This window comes from Rhodothermales bacterium (assembly GCA_017643395.1).
Classification (GTDB): domain Bacteria; phylum Bacteroidota; class Rhodothermia; order Rhodothermales; family UBA10348; genus JABDJZ01.
In genome coordinates, this window is record JAEPNP010000001.1 from 274,318 (window position 1) to 296,284 (window position 21,967).

At 61.4% G+C, this 21,967-nt stretch carries 22 protein-coding genes; 5 read left to right on the forward strand and 17 right to left on the reverse strand.

The features are described from left to right. Positions 1–41: 41 nt before the first annotated feature. Positions 42–419, reverse strand: a complete 378-nt coding sequence (locus JJ896_01095; protein ID MBO6778224.1) for a nuclear transport factor 2 family protein — start codon at positions 417–419, stop codon at positions 42–44. A 12-nt stretch (positions 420–431) separates the two neighbouring features. Further along, positions 432–1,130 (reverse strand): outer membrane beta-barrel protein, encoded by a 699-nt coding sequence (locus JJ896_01100; protein ID MBO6778225.1) that lies wholly within the window; start codon positions 1,128–1,130, stop codon positions 432–434. Positions 1,131–1,248: 118 nt separating this feature from the next. Here JJ896_01100 and JJ896_01105 point away from each other — a divergent pair, with 118 nt between their 5' ends. Then, entirely contained in the window at positions 1,249–1,770 is a 522-nt protein-coding gene (locus JJ896_01105; protein MBO6778226.1) for a DUF1428 domain-containing protein, read from the forward strand. Positions 1,771–1,842: 72 nt separating this feature from the next. On the opposite strand, the gene JJ896_01110 is transcribed toward JJ896_01105, so the two are convergent. The 5 genes from JJ896_01110 to JJ896_01130 all read right to left on the reverse strand — a co-directional run bounded on the left by JJ896_01110 (position 1,843) and on the right by JJ896_01130 (position 8,083). Further along, on the reverse strand, positions 1,843–2,061 hold the full coding sequence (locus tag JJ896_01110; protein ID MBO6778227.1) for a hypothetical protein: 219 nt from the start codon (positions 2,059–2,061) through the stop codon (positions 1,843–1,845). A 69-nt stretch (positions 2,062–2,130) separates the two neighbouring features. After that, on the reverse strand, positions 2,131–3,318 hold the full coding sequence (locus tag JJ896_01115) for a beta-lactamase family protein (GenBank protein MBO6778228.1): 1,188 nt from the start codon (positions 3,316–3,318) through the stop codon (positions 2,131–2,133). Between the two features lie 8 nt (positions 3,319–3,326). Continuing rightward, a complete protein-coding gene (locus JJ896_01120; GenBank protein MBO6778229.1) occupies positions 3,327–4,553 on the reverse strand; it encodes a DUF418 domain-containing protein in 1,227 nt (408 codons plus the stop codon). Between the two features lie 12 nt (positions 4,554–4,565). Next, positions 4,566–5,597 (reverse strand): hypothetical protein, encoded by a 1,032-nt coding sequence (locus JJ896_01125; GenBank protein ID MBO6778230.1) that lies wholly within the window; start codon positions 5,595–5,597, stop codon positions 4,566–4,568. Between the two features lie 23 nt (positions 5,598–5,620). Continuing rightward, positions 5,621–8,083 (reverse strand): zinc-dependent metalloprotease, encoded by a 2,463-nt coding sequence (locus tag JJ896_01130; GenBank protein ID MBO6778231.1) that lies wholly within the window; start codon positions 8,081–8,083, stop codon positions 5,621–5,623. Positions 8,084–8,496: 413 nt separating this feature from the next. Between JJ896_01130 and JJ896_01135 the strand changes: the two genes are divergently transcribed. Both JJ896_01135 and JJ896_01140 read left to right on the forward strand, forming a co-directional pair. Next, positions 8,497–11,085 (forward strand): hypothetical protein, encoded by a 2,589-nt coding sequence (locus JJ896_01135; GenBank protein MBO6778232.1) that lies wholly within the window; start codon positions 8,497–8,499, stop codon positions 11,083–11,085. A gap of 152 nt (positions 11,086–11,237) precedes the next feature. Next, positions 11,238–11,912 carry an outer membrane beta-barrel protein gene (locus tag JJ896_01140; protein MBO6778233.1) on the forward strand — a complete coding sequence of 225 codons (675 nt, stop codon included), beginning with the start codon at positions 11,238–11,240 and terminating at the stop codon, positions 11,910–11,912. 192 nt (positions 11,913–12,104) lie between these two features. On the opposite strand, the gene JJ896_01145 is transcribed toward JJ896_01140, so the two are convergent. The 6 genes from JJ896_01145 to JJ896_01170 form a co-directional block, all read right to left on the reverse strand. Then, positions 12,105–14,501 carry an ABC transporter permease gene (locus JJ896_01145; protein MBO6778234.1) on the reverse strand — a complete coding sequence of 799 codons (2,397 nt, stop codon included), beginning with the start codon at positions 14,499–14,501 and terminating at the stop codon, positions 12,105–12,107. A 31-nt stretch (positions 14,502–14,532) separates the two neighbouring features. Continuing rightward, the gene (locus tag JJ896_01150; protein ID MBO6778235.1) at positions 14,533–14,754 is read right to left on the reverse strand and encodes a hypothetical protein; all 222 of its coding nucleotides are present in this window, start codon (positions 14,752–14,754) and stop codon (positions 14,533–14,535) included. 9 nt (positions 14,755–14,763) lie between these two features. Beyond that, positions 14,764–15,684: a formylglycine-generating enzyme family protein gene (locus tag JJ896_01155; GenBank protein ID MBO6778236.1), complete on the reverse strand. Its 921-nt coding sequence runs from the start codon at positions 15,682–15,684 to the stop codon at positions 14,764–14,766. A 78-nt stretch (positions 15,685–15,762) separates the two neighbouring features. Continuing rightward, positions 15,763–16,086, reverse strand: a complete 324-nt coding sequence (locus JJ896_01160; GenBank protein ID MBO6778237.1) for a DUF5615 family PIN-like protein — start codon at positions 16,084–16,086, stop codon at positions 15,763–15,765. Continuing rightward, complete coding sequence (locus tag JJ896_01165) at positions 16,086–16,319, reverse strand: DUF433 domain-containing protein (protein MBO6778238.1); 234 nt, start codon at positions 16,317–16,319, stop codon at positions 16,086–16,088. The genes JJ896_01160 and JJ896_01165 overlap by 1 nt, the downstream gene beginning before the upstream one ends. Before the next feature lie 171 nt (positions 16,320–16,490). Then, entirely contained in the window at positions 16,491–16,973 is a 483-nt protein-coding gene (locus JJ896_01170; protein MBO6778239.1) for a hypothetical protein, read from the reverse strand. A gap of 231 nt (positions 16,974–17,204) precedes the next feature. Between JJ896_01170 and JJ896_01175 the strand changes: the two genes are divergently transcribed. Further along, positions 17,205–18,065: a maleylpyruvate isomerase N-terminal domain-containing protein gene (locus tag JJ896_01175; GenBank protein ID MBO6778240.1), complete on the forward strand. Its 861-nt coding sequence runs from the start codon at positions 17,205–17,207 to the stop codon at positions 18,063–18,065. A 650-nt stretch (positions 18,066–18,715) separates the two neighbouring features. On the opposite strand, the gene JJ896_01180 is transcribed toward JJ896_01175, so the two are convergent. From JJ896_01180 to JJ896_01190, 3 genes are all read right to left on the reverse strand, one after another. Further along, positions 18,716–19,357: a hypothetical protein gene (locus JJ896_01180; protein ID MBO6778241.1), complete on the reverse strand. Its 642-nt coding sequence runs from the start codon at positions 19,355–19,357 to the stop codon at positions 18,716–18,718. Positions 19,358–19,553: 196 nt separating this feature from the next. Next, positions 19,554–20,003 carry a GNAT family N-acetyltransferase gene (locus tag JJ896_01185; GenBank protein MBO6778242.1) on the reverse strand — a complete coding sequence of 150 codons (450 nt, stop codon included), beginning with the start codon at positions 20,001–20,003 and terminating at the stop codon, positions 19,554–19,556. A gap of 90 nt (positions 20,004–20,093) precedes the next feature. Then, positions 20,094–20,813 carry a hypothetical protein gene (locus JJ896_01190; GenBank protein ID MBO6778243.1) on the reverse strand — a complete coding sequence of 240 codons (720 nt, stop codon included), beginning with the start codon at positions 20,811–20,813 and terminating at the stop codon, positions 20,094–20,096. A 122-nt stretch (positions 20,814–20,935) separates the two neighbouring features. Between JJ896_01190 and JJ896_01195 the strand changes: the two genes are divergently transcribed. Then, a complete protein-coding gene (locus JJ896_01195; GenBank protein MBO6778244.1) occupies positions 20,936–21,532 on the forward strand; it encodes a TetR/AcrR family transcriptional regulator in 597 nt (198 codons plus the stop codon). Between the two features lie 24 nt (positions 21,533–21,556). Here JJ896_01195 and JJ896_01200 read toward each other — a convergent pair whose 3' ends face one another. Continuing rightward, positions 21,557–21,961: a VOC family protein gene (locus tag JJ896_01200; GenBank protein MBO6778245.1), complete on the reverse strand. Its 405-nt coding sequence runs from the start codon at positions 21,959–21,961 to the stop codon at positions 21,557–21,559. Positions 21,962–21,967 lie beyond the last annotated feature (6 nt).

Here is a 21,967-nt window from a genome sequence, read left to right on the forward strand (position 1 = left end):
TTGGTCCGGGCCGGATTCCCGGCCGATTCTCACCAGTCACCTCAGGTAGCGATGGCGGTGCCGGAGCCGGCTATTACCTGCCATTCGCCCCCCTTCGACCGGGCCCAAACGCGGATGTAACGGAAGTCTCCCTTGAAGGGGTTCCGCTGCCATGTGCCGGTAAGGTGGACTCGGGTAGTCGTGACAAAGTTCGAGCCCACCCTGGCGATGTGGTCCTCAGAGTAGTCGGCCGCCGCAATGCTGATGGTCCCGGTGCGGTGGGACTCCAGGTCTGCCTGTTTCGTGAGAACGGCGCCCGAGGGGATGACGAAGACCAGATCCTGATGGATCAAGTCTTCCAGGTCGGGTATCGAACTCTGGGCGATGGCCGCCCGGATTTGGAGTTCGCGTTGCCAGACTTCGTGCTCTGTGGCGTTCATTGGGTTATCTGGTCAGACGCGGATCAGGATCGAGGTAAAGAAGTGCTGCTGACTCGGTTCGACATCCAGCCGTGAGAGAGACGCGTCCATTGGGATCGTGCCGAAGTCTTCCGCGCTGAGGTCAACCCCGTTCAGTTTTCGGAACGATGTGCGAATCCCAACCCGCTCGTGGAAGGCCCACTCCAGACCGGCGGTAAGCTGAACGGCCCCATAGCGCTTTGGTCCGGAGCCGTTGGCAAACTCCTCCAGGGGCACGCCATCCAATCTCACCGACTGGTGGTTTGCAGAGTAACCGACGGCTCCGTAGGCAAGGATCGACTTGGTGAGCAGCACACCTGCCCGCACATCCAGCCCAACGCTCGCCCCTCGCAGTACGTCCATCTCCGAAAAACCGATCACCGCCGGATCGAACGTATATGGATCCGGATCCGGGGCGTCGGTGAACATCAGTTCCGCTCCCAGCAACAGGCGATCGCGAAGATGGTTGTAGCCGACGGCTGCTCCGTAACCCACTCCTCCTCGGCCGGCAGGGTCATCCACCCCATCGAACGTGATTTGGGTGTTGTAGCTCATCGCTCCGCCCTCAACGCCGATGTAGAAACCCCGGAAGTCGCTGGACTCTTGCCCAATCGCGATCGACGGAATTAGGAGGGCCAATAGCGCCAGCGAGGCGAGTCGGAATGCCGGAGTGCTGCGTGGTAAGCGAGTCATGGTTAGAAGTTGTCGGCCACAATCCGGTCCACATCGACAATGAGGTCCCGACGAGGTTGTGTCGATGGTCTCATCTCAGGATGCTGTCTTGTTGGGGAGTCGCGCGAGTTCTATTTAGATGCTGGCGCCGACCGATGCCATTCGAATCGGGCGAGCGACGGAGGGGGAGATCCAATCGCCGCTGGCAAAAGCCGGCGGTTTCGCATACGCAATCATTCAGGATCCGGTGGGTGCTTCGGGCTCGTTCCCGGGTACCTCCGACCGGACACCCAGCAGCATGACCCACTATGTCGACGGTTTCGCTTTCCCTGTCCTTCGTGCCCACCTGGACGAATACGAGCGCGTAGCAAGCTTGATCGCGGGGGTCTGGAAGGAGCATGGTGCCCTGGACTACGCCGAGTGGCTTGGAGACGACCTGAACGTGGAAGGCACTCGCCCCTTTACGGATGCCCTTGGCGTCACTGAGGACGAAGTCGTCGTGTTCGGCTGGATCACGTTCGAGTCACGAGAGGCGCGTGATCGCATCCACAACAAGGTGGCCACCGACCCCCGTGTGACGGAATGGATGGAATCCGCCGATATCGGTTTCGACCCGAGTCGCATGGCGTATGGCGGGTTCAAGCCGCTGATTCGCCGCTGATGGGCTAGCACGCTGCCCCATGGGTTCTGTGAAGGCAGGGCGCCTCGTGCCGCCGGACCGCCGCCCCCCGCCTCACGACTCAGTATGTATCCAGTCGCGGGCCTTCTCGCGGCGTTTCTCGTCCGCGACGTACTTGTCGGCACCCCACTTGAGAAGCTTCTTGGTGCGAGGGGCCGTGAACAGGTAGGAGGCCGCGGCAAATCCGCCGGCGATGCCCAGGACGGTGCCGATCATGCCGGGCAGAGTGAATGCCCCGGCGATCAGGGCTACGGTGAGGATGAGCTTGCGCATGGAATCAGGGGCTGATTCTCCCGCCTACGGGGTCAACCCCGAGAGGTGACGCCCGAGGTCGCCATCCCATCACGATTCCTCGTTTGGCCAGCCCTCCGAGCGACTGAGTGCATCAAGGATTTCCTGGTTCAGGTCGCCCCCCCGCGCCCCATTCGTGAACACCACAGCCCCATCCCCGCTCTCGAGGTAGACGATGAAGTAGGCCCGGTAGGATTCGTTGGCTCCCCCATGACGGTAGAACCGGGTCGAGCCCTCACCGCCCAGCTGCGGCCCTAGCCCGTAGGAGCCGGGCGCGACCTCGGTCATCAGGTCCCGGGCAAGTTCCTGCGACAGGAAACTGTCCGACTCTCCCAACCATGCATCTCGAAAAGCGATGAGCATCCTGGCGTATTCGGTCGGGGTAGTCCAGAGTCCCGACGCCGCTGATTCCGGGAACGCCTCCCAGCCTCGGGGGAGCGCTGAAGGGTTGCCGCGGCGATCATGTGCCCGCGCGATGTTGCCATGGGCTGCCGGAAGGGGTTGCACGTAGGTGCTCCGGTCCATGCCTAGCGGCTCGAACACCCAGGTCCGCGCCGCTTCCGCGAAGCTGGTGCCCGTGACATCTTCGATGATCAGTTGTTGGACCGTTGTGCCGCCTCCAGAATAGCGCCACAGCGTTCCCGGCTCCGTATCGACAACGATCGCCCGGCTCTTGGCAGGACCATCGCCGTTCAGGATTTGCACCGTGGTCGGCAGATCCTCACCGGGTTGGAAGTCGGCAAAACCATGCACTGTGGTCCCGGCCGTATGAGACATCAACCGGCGGAGGGTAACCGGGCTGTCTTCGCTGTAGGCATTCTCCGGGATGGACCACGACGTGAGGTAGCCGTCCACGTCGTCGTCGAGGCTGACCCGGCCTGCGTCTGCAAGGCGCAGGCTTGTCGCCGCGGCGCCGACCTTGCTCAGCGAGCCGACTGAAAACACGGTCTCCGCGTCCACCTGCTCCGAAGTACCGGACAGTTTTACACCGAAGCCCTCAGCCCAGGCGAGGTCCCCGTCGCGCAGCACGGCCACGCTGACACCGGGAACGCCATAGTGCTCCATGCGCTCGACCAGCGATGCGGGCTCGCCGCCTTCCTCCGGCCTCAAATCGTAGATGAGTGTATCGGCCCCCGCGCCAACGCCGACGCCGACACCCTCATGGAGGGACGGCTTGCACGCGAAAACAAGAAGGATGGCCGGCACAAGGCCACACAGCACGGGAAAGGATCGGGTCATGGGTATTCTCATGATGTCGCGAGCCGAAACGGCTGCCGTTTCAGGTACACCAGCGAGCGCCAGAGCCATTCCAGTGGACCAAAACGGAAGTGGCGCAACCAGAGCGGCGAGATGGCCAGCTGGAACGCCCAGATGGCGAGGACGATGACCGCCTGCGTGACCCGGTCCACCTGGCCAAAGAGCCCAAAACCGTGGCCGTAGAAGAGGGTGGTGCAGATCACCGTTTGCAGGATGTAGTTGGAGAAAGCGGTCCGCCCCACAGCGGCCAGCGGCCGTGTCAGTCGTGTCAGATTGGCCCGGCAGACCAGCATCACACCACCCACCCATCCAAGGCTGACCAGGACGCTGGCCCAGTAGTTGAACTGGAGGCCGTAGAAGAAGAAATACGGCGCTTCCCAATCGTTGGCGAAGTTGTATCGGATCCCGTAGGCGATGACGGGGAGACCTACCACAACGGCTACGACGATCAGCGCCACGTAGAACCGGGTCGTGCGTGCTGCGCTGAACACGCCGAGCTTAAACAGCGCCATGCCCAGCAGCATCAGACCTGAGACCCGCCAGAAGGCCCAAAACAGGAGGGTGTTGGTCTGCATTTCCAGGGCCTTGGGTACACGATGGCTCATCTGCTCAAGCCATCCCCCCTGAAAGGCGGCAATCTCGGCGGCCTTCACCGCGTCAGACGGCTTGAGGTCGGCGTTGATTTCGGCGAGCACCTCCGGCGGCCAGAACGGCACGGAAGCCCCGGCTCCCAGCATGATGCCCGAGGTCACCCCCAGCGACACCAGCCCCCACACGATTAACCACGGCGCCGAGACCCGGCGAAACAGGTACACCACCATCCCGCACACGCCGTACCAGTAGAGAATGTCGCCGTACCAGAGGAGGTGTGCGTGCAGCAGCCCGAAAACGATCAGCCATCCCACGCGCCGGTAGTGGAGACCGGCCGACGGGCGCCCGCGAGCCTCAGCCCGCTGGTCGGCAAGCACGATGCCGGCCCCGAAGAGCATCGAGAATATGGCCATGAATTTTAGGTCGCCCAAGAGGTGCGTGAGCCGCCACACCCAGCCATTGAGGCCGACCAGTTCTCCATAGGCCGTCGGATCGAAGTACGTGGCCTCGGGCATCGAGAACGAGCCAATGTTCATCGTCAGAATGCCCAGGAGCGCAAACCCCCGCAGCACGTCGAGCGAGAGGATCCGCTGCTTCTCTGAAACCGGTGCCAGCCTTGTTTCCATGATTCCCGCCGCTCAGTCTTGTGCGATCCATGCCAGCGCGCGCTGGACAACGGGATCATTCTCCAGGTCATCCAGGCGCCACTCCCCTTCGACCTGCTCGTCCGGGAGCACGATGCCCTCGTGCACATAGCCTGAGCGGTCGGCGAAGTACGCAGTGGAGAGGTTCAGTGCGAGCGCCGGCGTGATCTGGTGCCATGCGTTGTTGGTCGCGTAGCCTTCGGCGGTGGGATCGCCAAACAGTCGGGCGCGCTCCCACCCTGCAAATGCCACCGCGGTAATCTGGCCTGAACTGAGCGTCGCCGGGCCGATGAGGACAGCGATCGGCCCCAACTCCCTGGCCTCGGGGCATCGCCGTTCTACCGTCGCCGCTGAATAACCGTCGATGGAAAGCACACCGTCAACGATGGACCAGCCGAACTGGGCCTCGCCTGACGAGCCCACCGAGCGGGCAACAACCCCATCGCCCAGCAGATCACCGAGGCCCGACAGCATGGGGTGGATATTGCCGCCCTCGTTGACGCGCAGATCGACAATCCATCCGTTCCCCGCCTCGGCCGCCAGGTCGCAGACGACGTCGCGCAGAGCTCGGGCGCCTTCGTTGATCGGGTCTGGGCCAATCGGCCCATAGGCCGGTACGTACACGTATCCGACACCGCCCGGCAGCATGCGGCCCTCAGGTTGATTCGCTCGCTCGCGGCTAAGCATGATGAGCGAGCGCACGTCACGCACAACAGGTCGGGAGGGCGGCCGGCGATAAGCGATTCCGGTTCCAGCGTAGTAGATCGCGCTGTGCACATCGTCCAGTGCCTCGAACACGAGCCGGAAGGCATCAAGAGCCTCGGCGAACGTCCCTGCAGCATCGACTGCAGATCTGAACGTCTTGTCGGTCTCCGTCCAGTCGACCCTGTCGCGAAACAGCGACTGCTCCTGGATGATGGCATAGACGGAGTCTATCACCGCCCTTGATGTATCCGGCGGGACAGTCTGTGCGGAAGCGACCTTGAACGATGCGGTCACAACGCACACGAGAAAGAACCTTGTCATGGGAGATCGGCGGTTGGAGGAGCCTATTCCAACGCCTGATTGATGCGGACGAGCGCATCGTCCAGGTGGATACGTGTCATTCTGTCCTGTACGCCGGCGGACATCGCGGCCTCCAGTTCCCGCTTGAGTTGGAGCAGCTGATCACGGATGAGCGGCCGGATGTCAGATTGACCGATGTGGAGATCGGCGTTCAGGGGAGGATCGTCATTCCTGCCCACGCGCAGGTTTCCCGAGCGCGGGGGGCTCCAGTGCTCTGACTCAGCCTCGTGTAGGAGGTAGTGTGCCTGTGCGAGATAGGCACGCTGGAGATTGCGGCGGTAGGTGTCGATGGGCGAACCGGACGCGATCTCGCGCCAGACGATGCCACGCGCATCGTCCAGCATATCGGCCGGTCGATACGTCTCGTCTCCGAGGAACGCTTCGTGCTCGATCATGCGCGCAAGCCGTGCATGGTTGAGCAGGCGCTGGACGGCCAACTCCTGGTACGCCCGAATGCGCTCCACAACCCCGACGTGCTCGATGCGACGAAGTTGGTCAAGCTGCAGGGCCCAATCGGGTGTCTGAAGCACGTGCTCGTCCAGGAATTGCATGGCCTTGCGCTGGTAGTCGGCTTCGATGGGCGTATACACCCAGCCATCCTCTCCATACCGTTTGTAATGGGTCCACGACCCACCCACCGCGGCTGCTGCGTGCTCGGCGTAGCGATTCCACTGTGTGAGGAGCTGGAGGTGGTGCGTTTCCAGTTCGTAGTAATCGTCTCCAGGTGAAAGGACCCAGTCCATGAGGTTGTCTGCGGCGTGCCGCAGGTTTCTCATTCCCCACTCGGCGGCTTCGACCGGATCGTCCGATATGCCTTCCGTCATTCTCTTGGGGTCCCACTCCACGTCCATACCGAACAGTGCGCCGGCAGATCGGAACCAGGGCAGGTGGGCACGCTCTACAATCCAGCGATTCAGCGTCTCGAACTCCTCATGGGGTGTGGTGGCCTCCGGGATCGGCCGGTAGCCCCACATAACCGCGAACTTGTCCCAGAGCCCTATGCGCCGCTCCGGAGGCACGTTGTCGCCGGGCTGAGCGACGTAGTTGTAGCGCGTGCGGCCAACCGACGAACCGGAGTGTCCCATGCGCTCCACAAACTCGCGACTCCGCAGCGAGTCGACCGGGAAGACGAAGTTGGCCATCTGGTTGTGCGGAAGTCCGACAGAGTGGGCCGTCTCGTGAGAGATGACGTAGCGGATGGCCTCGCCCATGTCTTCCTGGGAGAGTTGGTCCGTCTGGAAGGAGGCATTGGCTGCGCCCACCTGCGTCAGCAGCCACCAGCGCAGTCGCTCGTCCAGGCCGTGGTACATGTTCGTGTGCGCCCGAATCACTTCTCCGGAACGCGGGTCGACCACGTCTCCTCCCGAATTCGCGGATCGCACGGTGGTCGGCACGTACCGGATGACGGAGTAGCGCGCATCCAGAAGCGAAAACTCGGGGTCTTCTTCGGGTGTCGGGGCAAGTCGTGCCTGAATGGCATTCCTGAAGCCCGCGAGCTCAAAGGCCTCCTGCCACTCCTCAACCCCCGCGATGTAGTACGGAATCCACTCCTCGGGAGTCGCCGGATCGATGTACCAGACCCAGGGACGCACGGGATCCACGAGTTCCCCGCGGGCCCATGCTTCGGGGTCAGACGGCTCCATTCGGTACCGTCGGATGTAGCGCTCCGGGCGCACTCCCTGGAAGTCACTCGAGAAGTCGGTCCGGTCGATGCCGATGTAGGTGACCCGTTCATCCTCCAGCCGAGGCATCATCGGCTCCTCGGGCAAAAGGATCATCGAGTGATTCACCTCGAAGGAAACGGCCCCTCCGCGGCCGGCGGACGGAGGCGAGTGGGCCTCGTAGGTCTGGACGACACGGACTTCCACGTTGATCGGGAAGCTCCTGGTGAACTCCAGCCAGCTGCGGTCAGCGTCAAATGAGCGCACGTTGAACCGGGTGCGCGTGTTGCGAGGCATGGAGAACGCCGCGTGATCGCGAAGGTACAGGTCCGACACGTCCACCACGGATGTGCCGTCGCCCCTCGTGAGGATAGGAAGGGCAGCAATGACACTGGGAAACGAGGAATTCTCTACGGCCAGGCTGACCCGGTCGTCGGGGTCGGCCGTCTTGGAGTGCGACACTCCGCGCAGCAGGATGCGATCGTCCCGGCGCTCCCAGCGGACCAGGAGGTTGCCGGCCATCATCCCTCCCACGCTGGCATAACCGTCCTGCGTTTTGTCATAGCGGCTCATGATGAGCATGTCCCGGCCCAGGATGGCGTCCGGGATTTCGAACAGGATCTTGCCGTCAACCTGATGGACATGGAAGAGCCCATCGTCAGACTCAGCCGACGAGGTCACCACACTTGTGTATTCGGCGTCCTGGGCGGCTGCCGGATGAGCGCCGAGAAGAATCGCGACGGTCAGGATAGCGGCCAGGCGGAGGGGGCGAGCGTTATAGGCCATGCGGGAACGGCTGGGGCTTTTGGAGGGATGGCGTACGGAGTGTAGCGAGCCGCCCTCAGACGGCACAACCCGAACTCACCCGATCTACCAAAGCCCCAACCAGTTTTTTGGCAGGGAGTCGGTGCGTGCCAATCCGGTATATTCGCCTCTCCTAGGACTGCGGCCTACCATTCTCGCAAGCGACTTCGCATCCTGATTCACACCCGGCCTTCCATCGCGGTATTGCTGAATTCGATCCTGACCGTCGTGGAATGGCGGCAGAATCCTGGTCATCCCCCATTGCCATGGTTCCGGGAGGGGTAGCCCAACTTCAATTGTTGGCCACCAAGTATCACGTCCAGGGGGACCCATTGGTGATGATTCCGCGACCGCATCTTCGGTCGCGACTGGATGTGAGCCTATCGACATCCCACGTGCTCGTTCGTGCCCCGGCCGGATACGGCAAGAGCACGTTGCTTGCTGACTGGTACCGGAAAGGGGCCCACCCCGTAAAGGATCGCGTCTGGATCTCCCTCGATCCCGAGGATCAGGCGCGGTCGCAGTTCTGGGCCTATTTCATGGGTGCCTTCCGCGACGAAGACAGCACGGTCGGGGACCTGGCGTTCTCCCTGTTGCACGGTTCCGAGCCTGTGCCCCTGCAGACCATCCTGGCTTCATTCGTGAATGACCTGGTGGCTGCTCGAATCGAACGCACGGTCATTCTTGATGACCTGCATCTGGTCGAAAACGAAGAAACGCTTGCCGGGCTGTTGTTCCTGATTGAACGGCTACCCGAGTCCGTTCGGCTGATTCTGGGTACCCGTTCGGAACCGGCCATTCCGCTGGCGAGGATGCGATCGTCGGGCAAGCTCCGAGACCTTGGAGTCGGAGATCTGGAGTTCGACAAGGCGGAAGCCGAATCCTACCTGGAGGAGTTTCTGCGCTTTCAGCAGGGGGCGCGTGGAGCCCGACGGGAGGTCACCCTCAACCCCGACGTGGTCAACGTCCTGTCCCGGCAGACAGAAGGCTGGATTGCCGGTTTGCAAATGGCTGCATTGTCTGTGCAGACTGGTGAGGGCAATTCAGGGACGATCGATGGGTTCTCTGGCTCTACCCGGGAGGTCTATGACTTCCTGCTGGAAGAGGTGCTGGAACAGCAGTCTCCTGAAACCCGGGAGTTTCTGCTGGCGACTTCCATCCTGCCATTCCTGTCGGGTCCGCTGTGTGACAGCGTCACGGGCGGCAGTGGTTCAGCAGACCTTCTGGAATCGCTCCACCGAGCCAACCTGTTTGTCGTCCCGCTGGACGATGTCGCGCATCGGTATCGATACCACCACCTGTTTTCAGAAGTCCTGCAGGCGCGCTTGCAGCGACAGTTGCCCGGTCTGCAACCCGCCTTCCATCGGAGGGCCGCTTCCTGGTTCTCTGACCAGGGAGACCTTGCCCGAGCGATTCCACATGCGCTCGAATCCGGCGATGTCCAACTGTCCGCGGATCTGGTAGAGCTTTTCTGGCGCGAAACAGACCGGCGGTTCCAGCCCCGAATCTGGCTGGACAAGGCCCGCCAGCTTCCCGGATTCGTTTTTGAGGACCGTCCGGTATTGAATCTGGGAATGGGCTGGGCGCTGCTGGATACCAGCGAGATCGATGACGGCGAACGCTACCTCGATCAAGCAAGGTCGCTTCTCGATCATCCCAGCCCGAAGGTGTCCGACCAGGAGACGTTCGAATCTCTTGAAGCCTTCCTTTCGGCCGCCTATGCGTTTGTTGGGCAAGCCCGCGGCGACTGGGAGGCCACGAAGCGCCACGCCGAGCGAGCGTTGGAGCTGTTGCCGGATCACGAATCAGCCTATCGCGGGATACCGCTGGTGATTCTTGGACTGGCCCGTTTGCGCACTGGCCAGTTGGAGCAAGCGTTCCCCTACTTCTCCGATGCCGCCGATCAATTCCAGCGTGCCGGGGATACCCTCTTTCATCACGCCTCGCTCTACATGCGCGGAGAAATCCGTCTCATGCAGGGATATCTGGCAGAGGCACGCGTGCACCTGGAGTCCGCCTGTTCAGTGATAGAGGCCGGCTCGAGCGGGCCCTCCTACAGACTGACCCAAACCCAGCTGGCTTTGGTGCAGGCAGTCCTTGAGGAGGGGGATGCCGAAGGAGCCCGTGCCAGGTTGATCCCGATCATGGAACGGGAGGTAAAGGCGCCAGATCTGAAACGAAGACTGTTGGTGCTTGAGGCCGGGATCCTGGAGATGGAGGGCCACCCGGCGAAGTCCCTTGAGGTCCTCGTCCGGGCCGATCAATATCCGCCATCACCGCGGACACCGGAACCCGTCTCCGTGTCTCTGTTGCGAGCCCGGCTGCTGGCGAAACGTGGGGACTATCGCCAGGCGGCGGCCCTCGTTGCAGATCATGGTGCGGACAACGAGCCCGAGAAGCCAGCTGACTGGACTCTCCACGGTGCAATGAGGCTGTTGATGCACCTGGATTTGGAGTCAGGCATCGGGCTGAATGAGCGGGATGCGATTTCGACGCGATGCGCTCAAGAGGCGGACGATGCCGAGAAGGATGGCAGGCTGATCGACGTGGTCGAGTGGCTCCTCCTGGCAACGGCCGTACTCTCGAAATCATCCCGGACCGAGGCCGAGCAGCACGCCAGACGGGCCATTCGACTCGCGACGAAACACCACATGGTGCGTTGCTGCGCGACCACGATACACGACTCCGATGTTTTTCGAGAGGTGCTCGCTGAGGCTGACGACGAGTTCTCGCGACGCGTTCTCTACTTCCTTGGCGCCTCGGTACAGGAAACCGACGCGAGCGGCCCTGACGCCCTGTCGGAGCGCGAAACGGAGATTCTCGGACTGATCGTTGATGGATTGAAGAACCAGGAGATTGCAGATCGCCTGTTCATCAGCGTGGCCACCGTCAAGCGGCACATAGCCAATGTATACGGGAAGATGGGGGTCCGTAACCGGACAGCGGCCATCAAGGAAGCCAGGATGAAAGGCTGGTTGCGATAGGAGACGGGTGCAGACAATCGTGGAGGCTTTTACACCCCCGGTTGCACCTTTTGGCTGATTCGAGCCCCTGGTAGGCAGAGATAGGTTGCCGACGCTGATGGTCCGAAAGGGTTGTCAGCATCTCGCATCTGACAACTGACTCCAACGGAATCATGACTGCAACCAACTACAACTCTCCCTTCGGGCGGCAAGGAACACGGCTCATGGCAGTGCTTGCCCTTTTCATGTTCACAAGCACCGTTCAGGCCAGGCAGGACGATCAGCGAAATCCCGTCGCGGAGACGGACGCAGGGACGCACGGCTTCCTCATGCACGCCCGCACGGGTGCCCTGGGGGTCGGCTACAAAGGCGACCACGATGGAAGCGGTGCCAGTGGCGGATTCAGGCTTGGCTATGCCTTGAATGAACACTGGTCGCTCTTCGTGGGACTCGAGGGTTCCAGCGGTGTGGAAGGAGGTGGCGACTTTGACGGCTTGCCCGACAACGCCGACTACGCTTTCGGATTCGTGGACTTCGGTGCACGGTATCACTTCCGCCCCCAGCATCGCTGGATGCCATTCGCAGAAGCTGCCTTCTCGGTCATGGGTCTGTCCTATGATGGTGATCTGCGCGTTGACAACAAGGAAGTGACCTACGGAGGATTCGGCGCATCCCTGGCGGGTGGTGTGAGCTACTTCGTACTTCCGAAACTGGCCATCGAGGGATCCACCATCTTCACGCCCGGCGCCATGCTCTTCAAGGAGATCGGCAGCTCCGATACCGACATCAATCTGGGCACGGCAGGGGTCAGGCTGAGTCTTGGGCTCTCCTGGTACCCGTTCCGGTAGTCCCTTTCAGGCAACATTACGCCTGTGGATGTCCGATCCATCCTGCGAAAGCAGGGTGCCCGGTTCAGGCACGTGAGTGACGAATTGGGAGAGTCGGATGCGAGGCCGGCAGTGCATCAGCGCTGCCGGCCTCGCGCGCTGTTTGCGGAGTTTAGGGATCGGGATCGATGGTCCCAGCGCGGACTCAACCCATCAATCATTTCTGAGCGACTCAACCGGAGCCACACGTGCCGCCCCCAGGGACTGCCAAGCCGTCGTCCCCAGGGCGAGCAGCAACACGGATCCGGCCGCGATCAGGAAACTCAAACCCGAGACCCCGGTGTTGTAGGCAAACCCGGCAAGCCATCGGTCGGCCACGATGTACGCCACGGGTGCGGCGACAAGCATCGCACATGCGACGAGCGCCACGTACTGCTGCGACAGCAGCATCACAATGTCGGTGGCGGTAGCGCCCAGGGCCTTCCGGATGCCCACCTCCTTTCTGCGCTGTTGGGTAGACAGCGCTACTACGCCGAACAGCCCGATGCACGAAATGAAGATGGCGAGCGCAGCAAACCCCTGAAGGACGTTGCGCAGACGCCGCTCCTGCACATACATGGCGTCGATGTTCTCGTCCATGAAGTAGAAGCTTGCCGGCGTCTCCGGACTGAGCCTCGCCCACGTGGTCTGGATATGGTCGATGGCCCCCGAAATGTCATGGGGGCTGATTCGGGCGATGACCCGGGAGCCGGAGTTGATACCTCCTGCCAGGATGAGTGGCTCAACCGATGCGTGGAGCGACTCGAAATGGGAGTTCTCAATCACCCCGACGACGTTCCAGACTCGCTCGCTACCCCTGTCCAGTTCGGTCACCTGTTTCGCAATGGCACCATCTGTCCAGCCGAACGCCCGAACAGCAGCCTCATTGACCAGGATTGCCTGCTGGTCGCCCGCGACGAAGTCGCGACCTTCAGTCACGCGCATCTGCAGGGTGCTGACGAAGTCCTGCTCGACCCTCAGGAACGGCACGTTCTGCACATTCTCCCGGTCGACCCCTTGGGGTACCACGGAGCGACGCGCGAGATGTCGCCCCGCAGGGACACGCGAGGTCACCGTCACACTGGTCACGCTGGGACTTGCCGTCAGCTCCCGCTTCAACACATCGAAAGAGGCCCCGCTCCCCGTCAACACCAGAAGTTGATCCTGCTCGAACCCGAGCTCCCTGTGCTCGATGTAGTCGAGCTGATTCAGGATGTTCAGAAGGATCACGAGAAGGATGGCCGAGGCCGCGAACTGTCCCACAGACAACGCTGTGCGGAGCGAGAGCAAACGCGCTCTCCCCATCGAAACAGTTCCTTTCACGGCCTTCACAGGGCTAAATCGCGATATCACGAACGCCGGGTAGAGGCCTGACAGGACTCCCGTGACCAGCCATACGCCACCCAGGAACACCAGGATTGAGGGATTGGCGAGCACGTCCAGGAACAGCGGTATCCCTATCGCAGACCGGAAATACGGAAGCGTGAGGGCCACCAGGGCCAGGGCGACAAGAACCGCCCCAAAGCTCAGCACCAGGGACTCGCTGAGGTATTGCCGGACCAGTTGGCCCCGTCCAGCCCCCAATGCCTTGCGCACGCCGACCTCCCTGACCCTGCGGAAGGACTGGGCGGTCGTCACGTTTACGAAGTTGATGCAGGCGATGAGCAGGATGAGCAGCGCCACGCCCGCAAACACGTAGAGGTACATCATGCTGCCGTTCGCACCAAGCTCATCGATTCGGTGCGAGCGCAGATGGATGTCCGGAAGGTGCTGGAGCGAGAAGGCCAGGCTGCCGTGCATCGCAATGGGCGCGTGGTTGTCAACAAACGCAGCGAGTTTGCTCTCCAGCGACAGGGCAGCACGCTTGTCGGGAAGCAACACGTATGTCCACGCCCCCAGCATGCCGGTTTCCCACCGCGGCGGCCCCTGGTTCCACCCGTTCAGCTCCGAGTCAAACGGAACCAGGAAATCGAAGTCGAAATGAGACTGCGCAGGAGGAGTCTCCACGACACCAGTCACCACCAGGTCACCCGTTCGACCAAGCAGGGTGGCCTTGATTGTCTTGTCGATGGGGTCCGCGCCGCGGAAGTACCTCAGTGCCGCCCGCTCTGTGATGACGACGCCGTTCGGAGCGCGCAGCGCGCTCGCCGGGTCTCCGGCGCGAAACGGGATCGTGAACACATCGAAGACACTCGCGTCCGTGAAGTAGAACCTGGGCTCGGTATACAGCCCGTCTGCGTACCGGACACTCGCTCCGTTGGTAGCCCTGAATAGCCGCGCGACTTCTTCGATCTCAGGGAAATTGGCGGAGAGGGTTGGCCCCGTCGGGAACGGAGCGTTGGACATCGACTCAACGGAATCGCCCACCTGCCGCTCTGACACGACTCGAAAAATGCGGTCGGCATTGCTGTGGTGACGGTCAAAGCTGAGCTCGTACTGCAGGAAGAGGGCGATCAGCAGACAGCACCCGATCCCTAAACCAAGCCCGAGGATGTTGATCCCGGTGTAGATCCTGCCCCGCCGGAGAGAGCGGACCGCGGTCTTGAGATAATTGGGCAAGAGAGATGGCATGAGGGTTGCCGCTTCTATTCCGTCTCGATTCCTACCGGAAAGGGGGGCCTTCGCGTGTGGTGAAGTAGGTCCGGCCGTCCAAGAACGTCACCGTCTCGTGGATGAGCGCATGCTGGCCCGGCTCAGCGATCGGACCTTCACCTTCGGCGACGACGGAATAGGCCAGCCCGGATTCGGTAGTCGGCGGACCGGGACTCGCACAGCCGGTGACGACCAGAAGAGCGATGCAGGTAAGCAAGAGAAGACGAGTCATGGCAGGGGGTTAAGGAGTGGTGTCGTGGGCGAGTCGAAAGCCGTCTCCGCTCTCTCGGTACGAGCGGTCATGGTGAAAGCGGGCCGCGGAGCGCAGGTTGACGGGAGCGTTCAGCCAGGAGCCGCCGCGAAGCACAAACTCGACGCACGTGGCCTCGTCGTCTTCGGTCCAGCAGTCCTGAACCATTTCCCAGACGTTCCCATGCATGTCGTAGAGTCCGAAGCCGTTCGGCGGGAAGCTCATGACCGGGTCGGTGGAGGCACGCCCTCCGCATTCACCGGACACGTAGCCGTAACGAGCCTGCGAGCAGTCGGCGGTCTCTCCCCACGAAAAGCGGCTGGTGGTACCCGCGCGGGCAGCATACTCCCACTCCATTTCGGAGGGCAGCCGGTAGTCCCGACCCGTGAGTTGGTTCAGCCACGGTAGAAACTGATTCACCACGTCGTCTCGACTCACCTCGATGACCGGCCGCTGGCCCTTGCCCCAACCGTTGTCACCTCCGTCGGCGTCGTTGTCGGGGCAGGCACCAGCGTCGATGCAGGTCTGGTAAAGCTCCCAGGTCGCCTCAGTCTCCGCAAGGTAGAAGGGGGCTACGTTCGCCGTTGTCTGCCGCTGCTGGGCTGCTCTATCTGCCCACTCGTCATCGGCACAAGGCTCATCCTCCAGGCCGCACCCCATCAAGAAAGTCCCGCCGGGGATGGCTTTCATCGTGAAGGATACGCCGTGGACTGTCTCGACATAGTCTGTTGGGCGGGACGAGCCTGGTTGGTTGGTGTTGCCTTCCGGTGGGTTGGATTTGGCGGGGCTGGTGGTGCCCTCGGGCTCTTGGGCAGGGGGTTCAGGGTTGCTTTCGAAGCCGTAGGTCAGAGCCAGGAGCGCGACGAAAGCGGCGGCGGCGAGTAGTACAAAGGCCTTCTGCGGACGGGTCATTAGTTACTGGTTATCCATCCTGGCTGAACGCGACGGAGATCGACGGAAAGCTTTGACATGGCCGCTTCCTAGGGCTGGTCATCCCGCCACAAGAGCCACTTCACCGGCCCCTAGTCTGACGAGGGCGCTCTCGATGGCCGGTACGACAGGAAGGAGGTCTTCATACCGGTTGGAGGAGGCACTAACAACAATCAGCCGAAGATCGAGTCCGGACATATCCTGTTGATACTCAATTCCTCGATCCAAGGTAACCAGCGCGTCGAATTCGTCGGCCGCCGCTTGCAACAGCGCTCCGTTTTCGACTCCGGCCCAACCGCGCTCTTGAACAGTAGTCACGAAATGAGGCGGACTGAAGCGATGCTTGAGCTTTCGCGGGACATTCTCGTCCAGCAGGACGCGCACTAGGCCGCCTCAGCGTCCTTTGGAGTCAGATCCAACGCATCGTTGAGAGCCAAGGTAAGGAATGCCTCTGCCTGGGCCCGAGATACGCTCGGGAAATCATCGAGGAACGCCTCTATGCTTACCCCCGCTCTGAGGTGCTGAACGAGCGTATCAACCGGGACGCGGGTGCCAGTGAAAACCGGGACACCGCTGAGAATCCCGGGGTGGGAGTGGTAGATGTCTGCACGGTCCATAGCCGAAGCCCGATTTTGGATCTTATACGCGGTCTAAACCGTCGCGATCCACTCTGCGAATCCGTGCGGCTCGCGGCTGGGCATTGATCGGTGGACGTGGGTTTCACCCACCGGCCCGCCTAGGTCATCAAAGTGGCGATTCCACGGGTCGCCGGGCAAATCACCTAGCACTCAAAGCGAGGACTTCCAAGACCAGGCCCTACTACTGACAACCTCCACGGGCACGCCGTTCAAAGTTGCCGGATGGAAGCGACTCGTAGCAAGGCCCCTGACAAAGGCATCCGTGATCTCCTGAAGGTCGTTCCTGGTGACTTTGATCTCTCGCACGCAACCGTTGACGTCAACCAGGAATTCAGCCTCCGAGAATAGCTCCACTCCGCCAGTTCGGATTCTGGTGTCGAGGTCGACGCGATCTCTCAGGTCGGCAACGCTGCCGATCAACCTCGGCTCGGTGTGGTCGCCTGCACTCAACTCCTGCTCTGCCGGACGCGGCCCTGGTACGTACGCGCCACAGGGCTCAAGGTCAGCATAGGGTGACTTCGTCGATGCACAGCCGAGCGCGCCTCCACTGAACAGCGAGAAGCCCAGGAGCACCAGGACCAGATGGTCGGCGGCGGCCTTCCGAGGATGTGCTCGTGGTGTGGAGGTTCGCATTGGGTGTTGCGACTACGGGGTGAAGGGCCGATCCGTCATTCGAACGCGACGAAGATCGTGCTGGCAGAGGAGCGAGGCCAGACGCCAATTTCTGCCCACGCGCGCAGCTGGAGATCACGACCTCGTGTCCATCGTACAGACTGAAGTGGCGCAATGCCTGATCGGGAAGTCCACGGGTTCGAACCCTACCTTCACCCCTTCCCTGTGCCTCCTGATCTGAGGGTACGTCCCATGACCGCTCAGCTGGAACCAGTTCTTACACAACACCTCTTCGGGCCTCTCCACGAGGAGCTGATGTCGCTCTTGAGAAGCCTGGGCGAGGAGCAGTGGACCGCTCGGACCTTGGCTGGAGAGTGGCAGGTCCGCGATGTGGCGGCACACTTGCTCGACGGCCAGGTGCGCCGCCTCTCTCTACAGCGGGACCAGCTGCGGCTTGAAGCCGACACCCGTGGGGGAGATAGCTACGAGGACCTGGTCCAATTCCTGAACCGCCTTAACCACATGTGGGTCGATGCATTTCGACGGGTCTCACCGACCCTGCTCATCGGGATGCTTGATCAAATTGGACCTCAGCTCGCCAAGTTTTACGAGTCACTTGATCCGATGGCTCCAGCCTTCTTTCCTGTGGCCTGGGCTGGCCAGCAGGAGTCGCTTTGCTGGATGGACGTCGGGAGAGACTACACGGAACTATGGCACCACCAGGCTCAAATTCGCGATGCCGTCGGTGCTCCTCCTCTGCTCTCCCAAGAGTGGCTCACGCCGCTCTTGGAACTGAGCGTTCATGCTATCCCTGTGTCCCTGTCCGGTGCCCCAGCGACCGCCGGAACGACGGTCACCTTCACGGTGCTAGGGGACACCGGAGGGTCTTGGACGGCCACCGCCGCAGGCCGTACCTGGGCGCTGGAGGCGGGAAGGCCCGACTCACCGTCCGCCGAGGTCCGCCTCAGCCCTGACGATGCTTGGCGCCTGTTCTACAACGCACTACCCATGGACACCGCTTTGGAGAGAGCCGAGGTGCACGGGGATCCAGACCTTGCCCGGCGACTGCTCGGCGCTCGGAGCGTCATGGTTTCAAGGCGGTCAACTCCGTAGTGAGAGGCGCCGCCCGTGCCTGAATTAGGATCTGCGGCATGCGGCTGCTCAGCAAGCCGCACCGTCGCGTTGCTGTCGTCAGAAAGGGAGCGACAGATATGGCGCAATTGCTGAGGGGAGTCCGGTGCGCTCAGAAGCCTTGACCGGGGCAACTCATGTCGGCAGCCGACCAACTCATGGGTCACGGCGCACCGTCGCCGAAATGACGCACTGCACATAGAGGCGACCCTCAGGCTAAGCATCGGGTCCCGGCGCCCCATGTACAGATGGGCGATCGTCGCCTCGGCGAACTACTTCTTGTGCTTCGTCGGGTCTACGAGCACGTAGCCTTGACCTGGCTTCTCAGTCGGGGGAAGTGGCTTGCCTTTAGTGCTGGTCACCTCACGGCCCTGATCGCCGCCCCGAGGGCCGATAACCTTGTACTGGCCGCTTTTTGGTGCAGGAGTTCCTGGAGAAATCTTCTTACTACCCATCTTTGTGACGATTGAGATCAGTTTCCGACATGACCTCGCACACATACTTCACACAGTATCGGGTGTTTCCAAACCGTAGTTCAGATTCGCCACATAGACATTCATCGATTCGTTACGTGCACAGAGCAGATTGGGCATCGAGCCGCCCATCGGAGCGAACCCCGCTCAGATGGCTTGCTAGTTGTGCAGGTCTCCAAACCAGAACTGGGTGCCTGGATAGCACGTGTACTGCTCGGACCTAAGAGACTGGACTTGGAAACCGTTGGAAAAGCGAATGTCCTCGAAAGCCAGGCTGTACTTGAAGATCAAGACCTCTTCGCGACTCTCGCCTCGGTACGCCCTCTCATAGCGGGCATCCTCAAAACGTACCTCGCCTGAGGTCAGTTGGTGGTGAATTGGATCAAGACGGTGGGCCCAGTTGAGGAAGTCTTGCTGTCGCATCCCCATCCACTCAGGGACGGATACCGTATCCGGTAGCTCGAGTAGCGCGAAATCCCGCATCGTGACGACGGGTACTTCAGGACACTCCACTCGCGCTCCCAAGAAGAGTTGGGTGTCTTCGGCGTGGTACCACAGAAGGTTGAATGCAAAGAGACCGGATGTCTCCGCATTTCGTACCTCGCGAGCACCGAACCGACCCGAGAACTGATCGACAACGGAAACGGTGTCCACGCCGGTCGCCTGAGGAATGATTATGGTCCTGGGCTCCGGAATTGGGTCGCTGCTGTCCTGAGCACCGGGGATACCGATGTCGGTGCCAGGATCCTGCACGGAACACGATGCGATGATCGTGGCGATGAGCAATGTCCGAAGGGTCATTCCGTGTTTTTCCCGTGAGGGTGCTGAATCGGCCATGGAGAATGCTTCAGCCAACCGGGCTTCGCCCCGGTTGAGCCAGCGTAGCAGTCCCGACGCCTGAGCGCAATAAGGCGAAACGCCCTTTCCGACCTCCGGGCGAGGGCTCGCGAAGGGATTTCACTCGGGGGATGCCGCCTTTCACTAAGTGGACCAATCGTCAGGACCCAGACGCCAGAGGAAAGTTGTACACCACGGCACGGTCCGCCTCTTCCTGACCAGAAAGAGATTCGTACAGTGCACGCGCCGCGTGATTCGTCGTCTCGGTGGCCACCCATGCGTTCTTACAGCCAATTGACCGCGCGTGGCTGAGAAGCCTCCGAATCAGCTTGCTCGCGATACCGCGACGCTGATGGGTTTCTGCAACTCCAACCTCGAGCACGAACAGTTCGGGTGGTTTGTCCGGGTGCACGTAGTCGATTCCCGAGGCAAACCCGACGACAACGGTCTCTTCTGTGGCCACGACGATGTGGTGGCGGGGGTCCTGGAGGAACTCGTCGGCTAGACGCTCTACCACCGGATTGTCGAAGACATCGGGGTCCACTGAACGAAGGACATCCCCATCGCCGTCCGCCAGCAATCGAATCTGGATCTCTTTGGAGTCCTCCATGGTGCGGCGTAGCGAGTGGTCTCGAATCGGTGGCAGATGGTCGGCCGACTCAGCCGAATTCTACGCAAGCGCGGAATGTGTTTGTCGAGCTCAAGCAGCACCCCCCGCTTGCGTCGAACGTTTTCGAACGAGCACTACAGAAGCTACCACAAACCAAGCCGACGTCAGGATTGCAGTTGCGGCCCAGGTGCCGCTGGTAAAGGGACCCGGACGAAAGGGGCCCATGATCCAAGCAACCAGCGGCCAAAGGCCGACGAGGAATCCGCCAGGGACCAGAACAAAGCGAATCAGGCGAGCTTGCTCCCCCGCCGTCCGCGCTGCCGCTGAGATCGATGCGATTCCGACTCCAATGAGCAGCCAGCTGACGAGTCCAAGCCGAATGACGATTTCCTGATTGGAGCGGAAGGCATGGACGGCATCGATGGAGGACCCGGCTGCAAGGATTGCTTCAGCCTGAAGAGGCGCCACGAAGCCATCCAGAACGAATACGACAGCCCACGTCGCAGCGCCCATCGATAGCGACAGGAGCGCCAACATTGACCAATTGGATTGCCGTTCCAGCGAAAAGCGATCTGCCAGTCCGACCGTTCCGAGTGCCCAGAGAATCGGTCCAGCAAGGATGCCACTGTGGATTTCCCGCCAGCCGACGTGGTCCGCAACGTGACGCGCGAAGGCACGAAAGTACTCCGGCGACCCAACCGGCCCTAGTGAGGAGCCCGTTGACGGGTGCTGCGCACCACCCCATAGGAAGACGACAGCGCCCGTCGTCAGCAATAACGCGCAGGCTGCGGCAAAGAGGTTCTTGTTCATCAGATACTGGTGGGTTTTGTCGAACCACGAATGATCGAACAGTTGACTGTGAAGCCGACTGACCCAATCTTGACGGCGTCAAGTTAGAACTGAATCTTGCCAGTGTCAAGATCCTCTGAATCATGACCTCAAAATCCTATCATCACGGCGATCTCCGTCGGACCCTTGTGGAGGTGGCGCTGGATATCGCGCGCGAACTGGGCGCGGATCAGGTTTCTCTTCGGCGTGTAGCTCGGCGGGCTGGCGTGAGCCATGCGGCTCCCTATCACCACTTCTCAGACAGAGCTGCACTTATCGCTGCCGTTGCGGAAGAGGGATTCCGTTCCCTGGCAGAGGCTGTTCTGGCGATCGAGCGCTCTATTGACAATCCAGTCGAGCGTCTGCAGGAAGCTGGCGTTGCATACGTCGTTTTTGCCGTGAACAATCCCGAGCAGTTTCGGCTGATGTTTAGCCGCGAGATTGCTGATACGACGCCCTACCCGGCACTGAACGCTGCAGCTTCGGAGGCGAGAGGGGTGCTCGAGCGAGCGGTTGATGCGTGCAACAGGGCAGCCCTCACACCTTCGTCAGAGGAGTTTGGGGTAGCAGCGGCCTGGGCGCTCGTCCATGGCCTTGCTACGCTGATAATAGACGGACAGCTCGGAGCCGAGGTCATGTCACCAGGTCTTGCAGCAGCACTCAGCCGAGAGGCCATCCACTCGTTTTGGCGAGGGCTGTAGGCCCGAGGCCAACCTGATCACCGACTAGTTGAGGGGCTCACCGAACAGGATGCGGTGTCCATCGCAAGTCTGCACCACGAATTCCCGATGACCGTGTGAGCGATCCCCAATCGGAACGACGATCTCCGCCCCGCGCGACAAGAACTCGTCGTGGAGCTCATCCACTCCTTCGGTCATCACGTGGAGAAACCATGAGTGATTGCCCGTCTCTCCAGCGTCGACTTCGTCAGGACACTCGCCGAGCATGAGCAGGACCGCGCCACGAGACAAGAAGCTCCACCCGGGCGCTTCGATTGGGTCCCGTTCGAAGCCGAGCACTTCGACGAAGTACTCGGTCGACGCTTCGAGGTCGCGGACAGCTAGCACGGAACGAGGACGAAGCAACTCAGCCATGATCAGCACATTCGGTTTTTCGGGGCCGGTGGCCATGGGCAG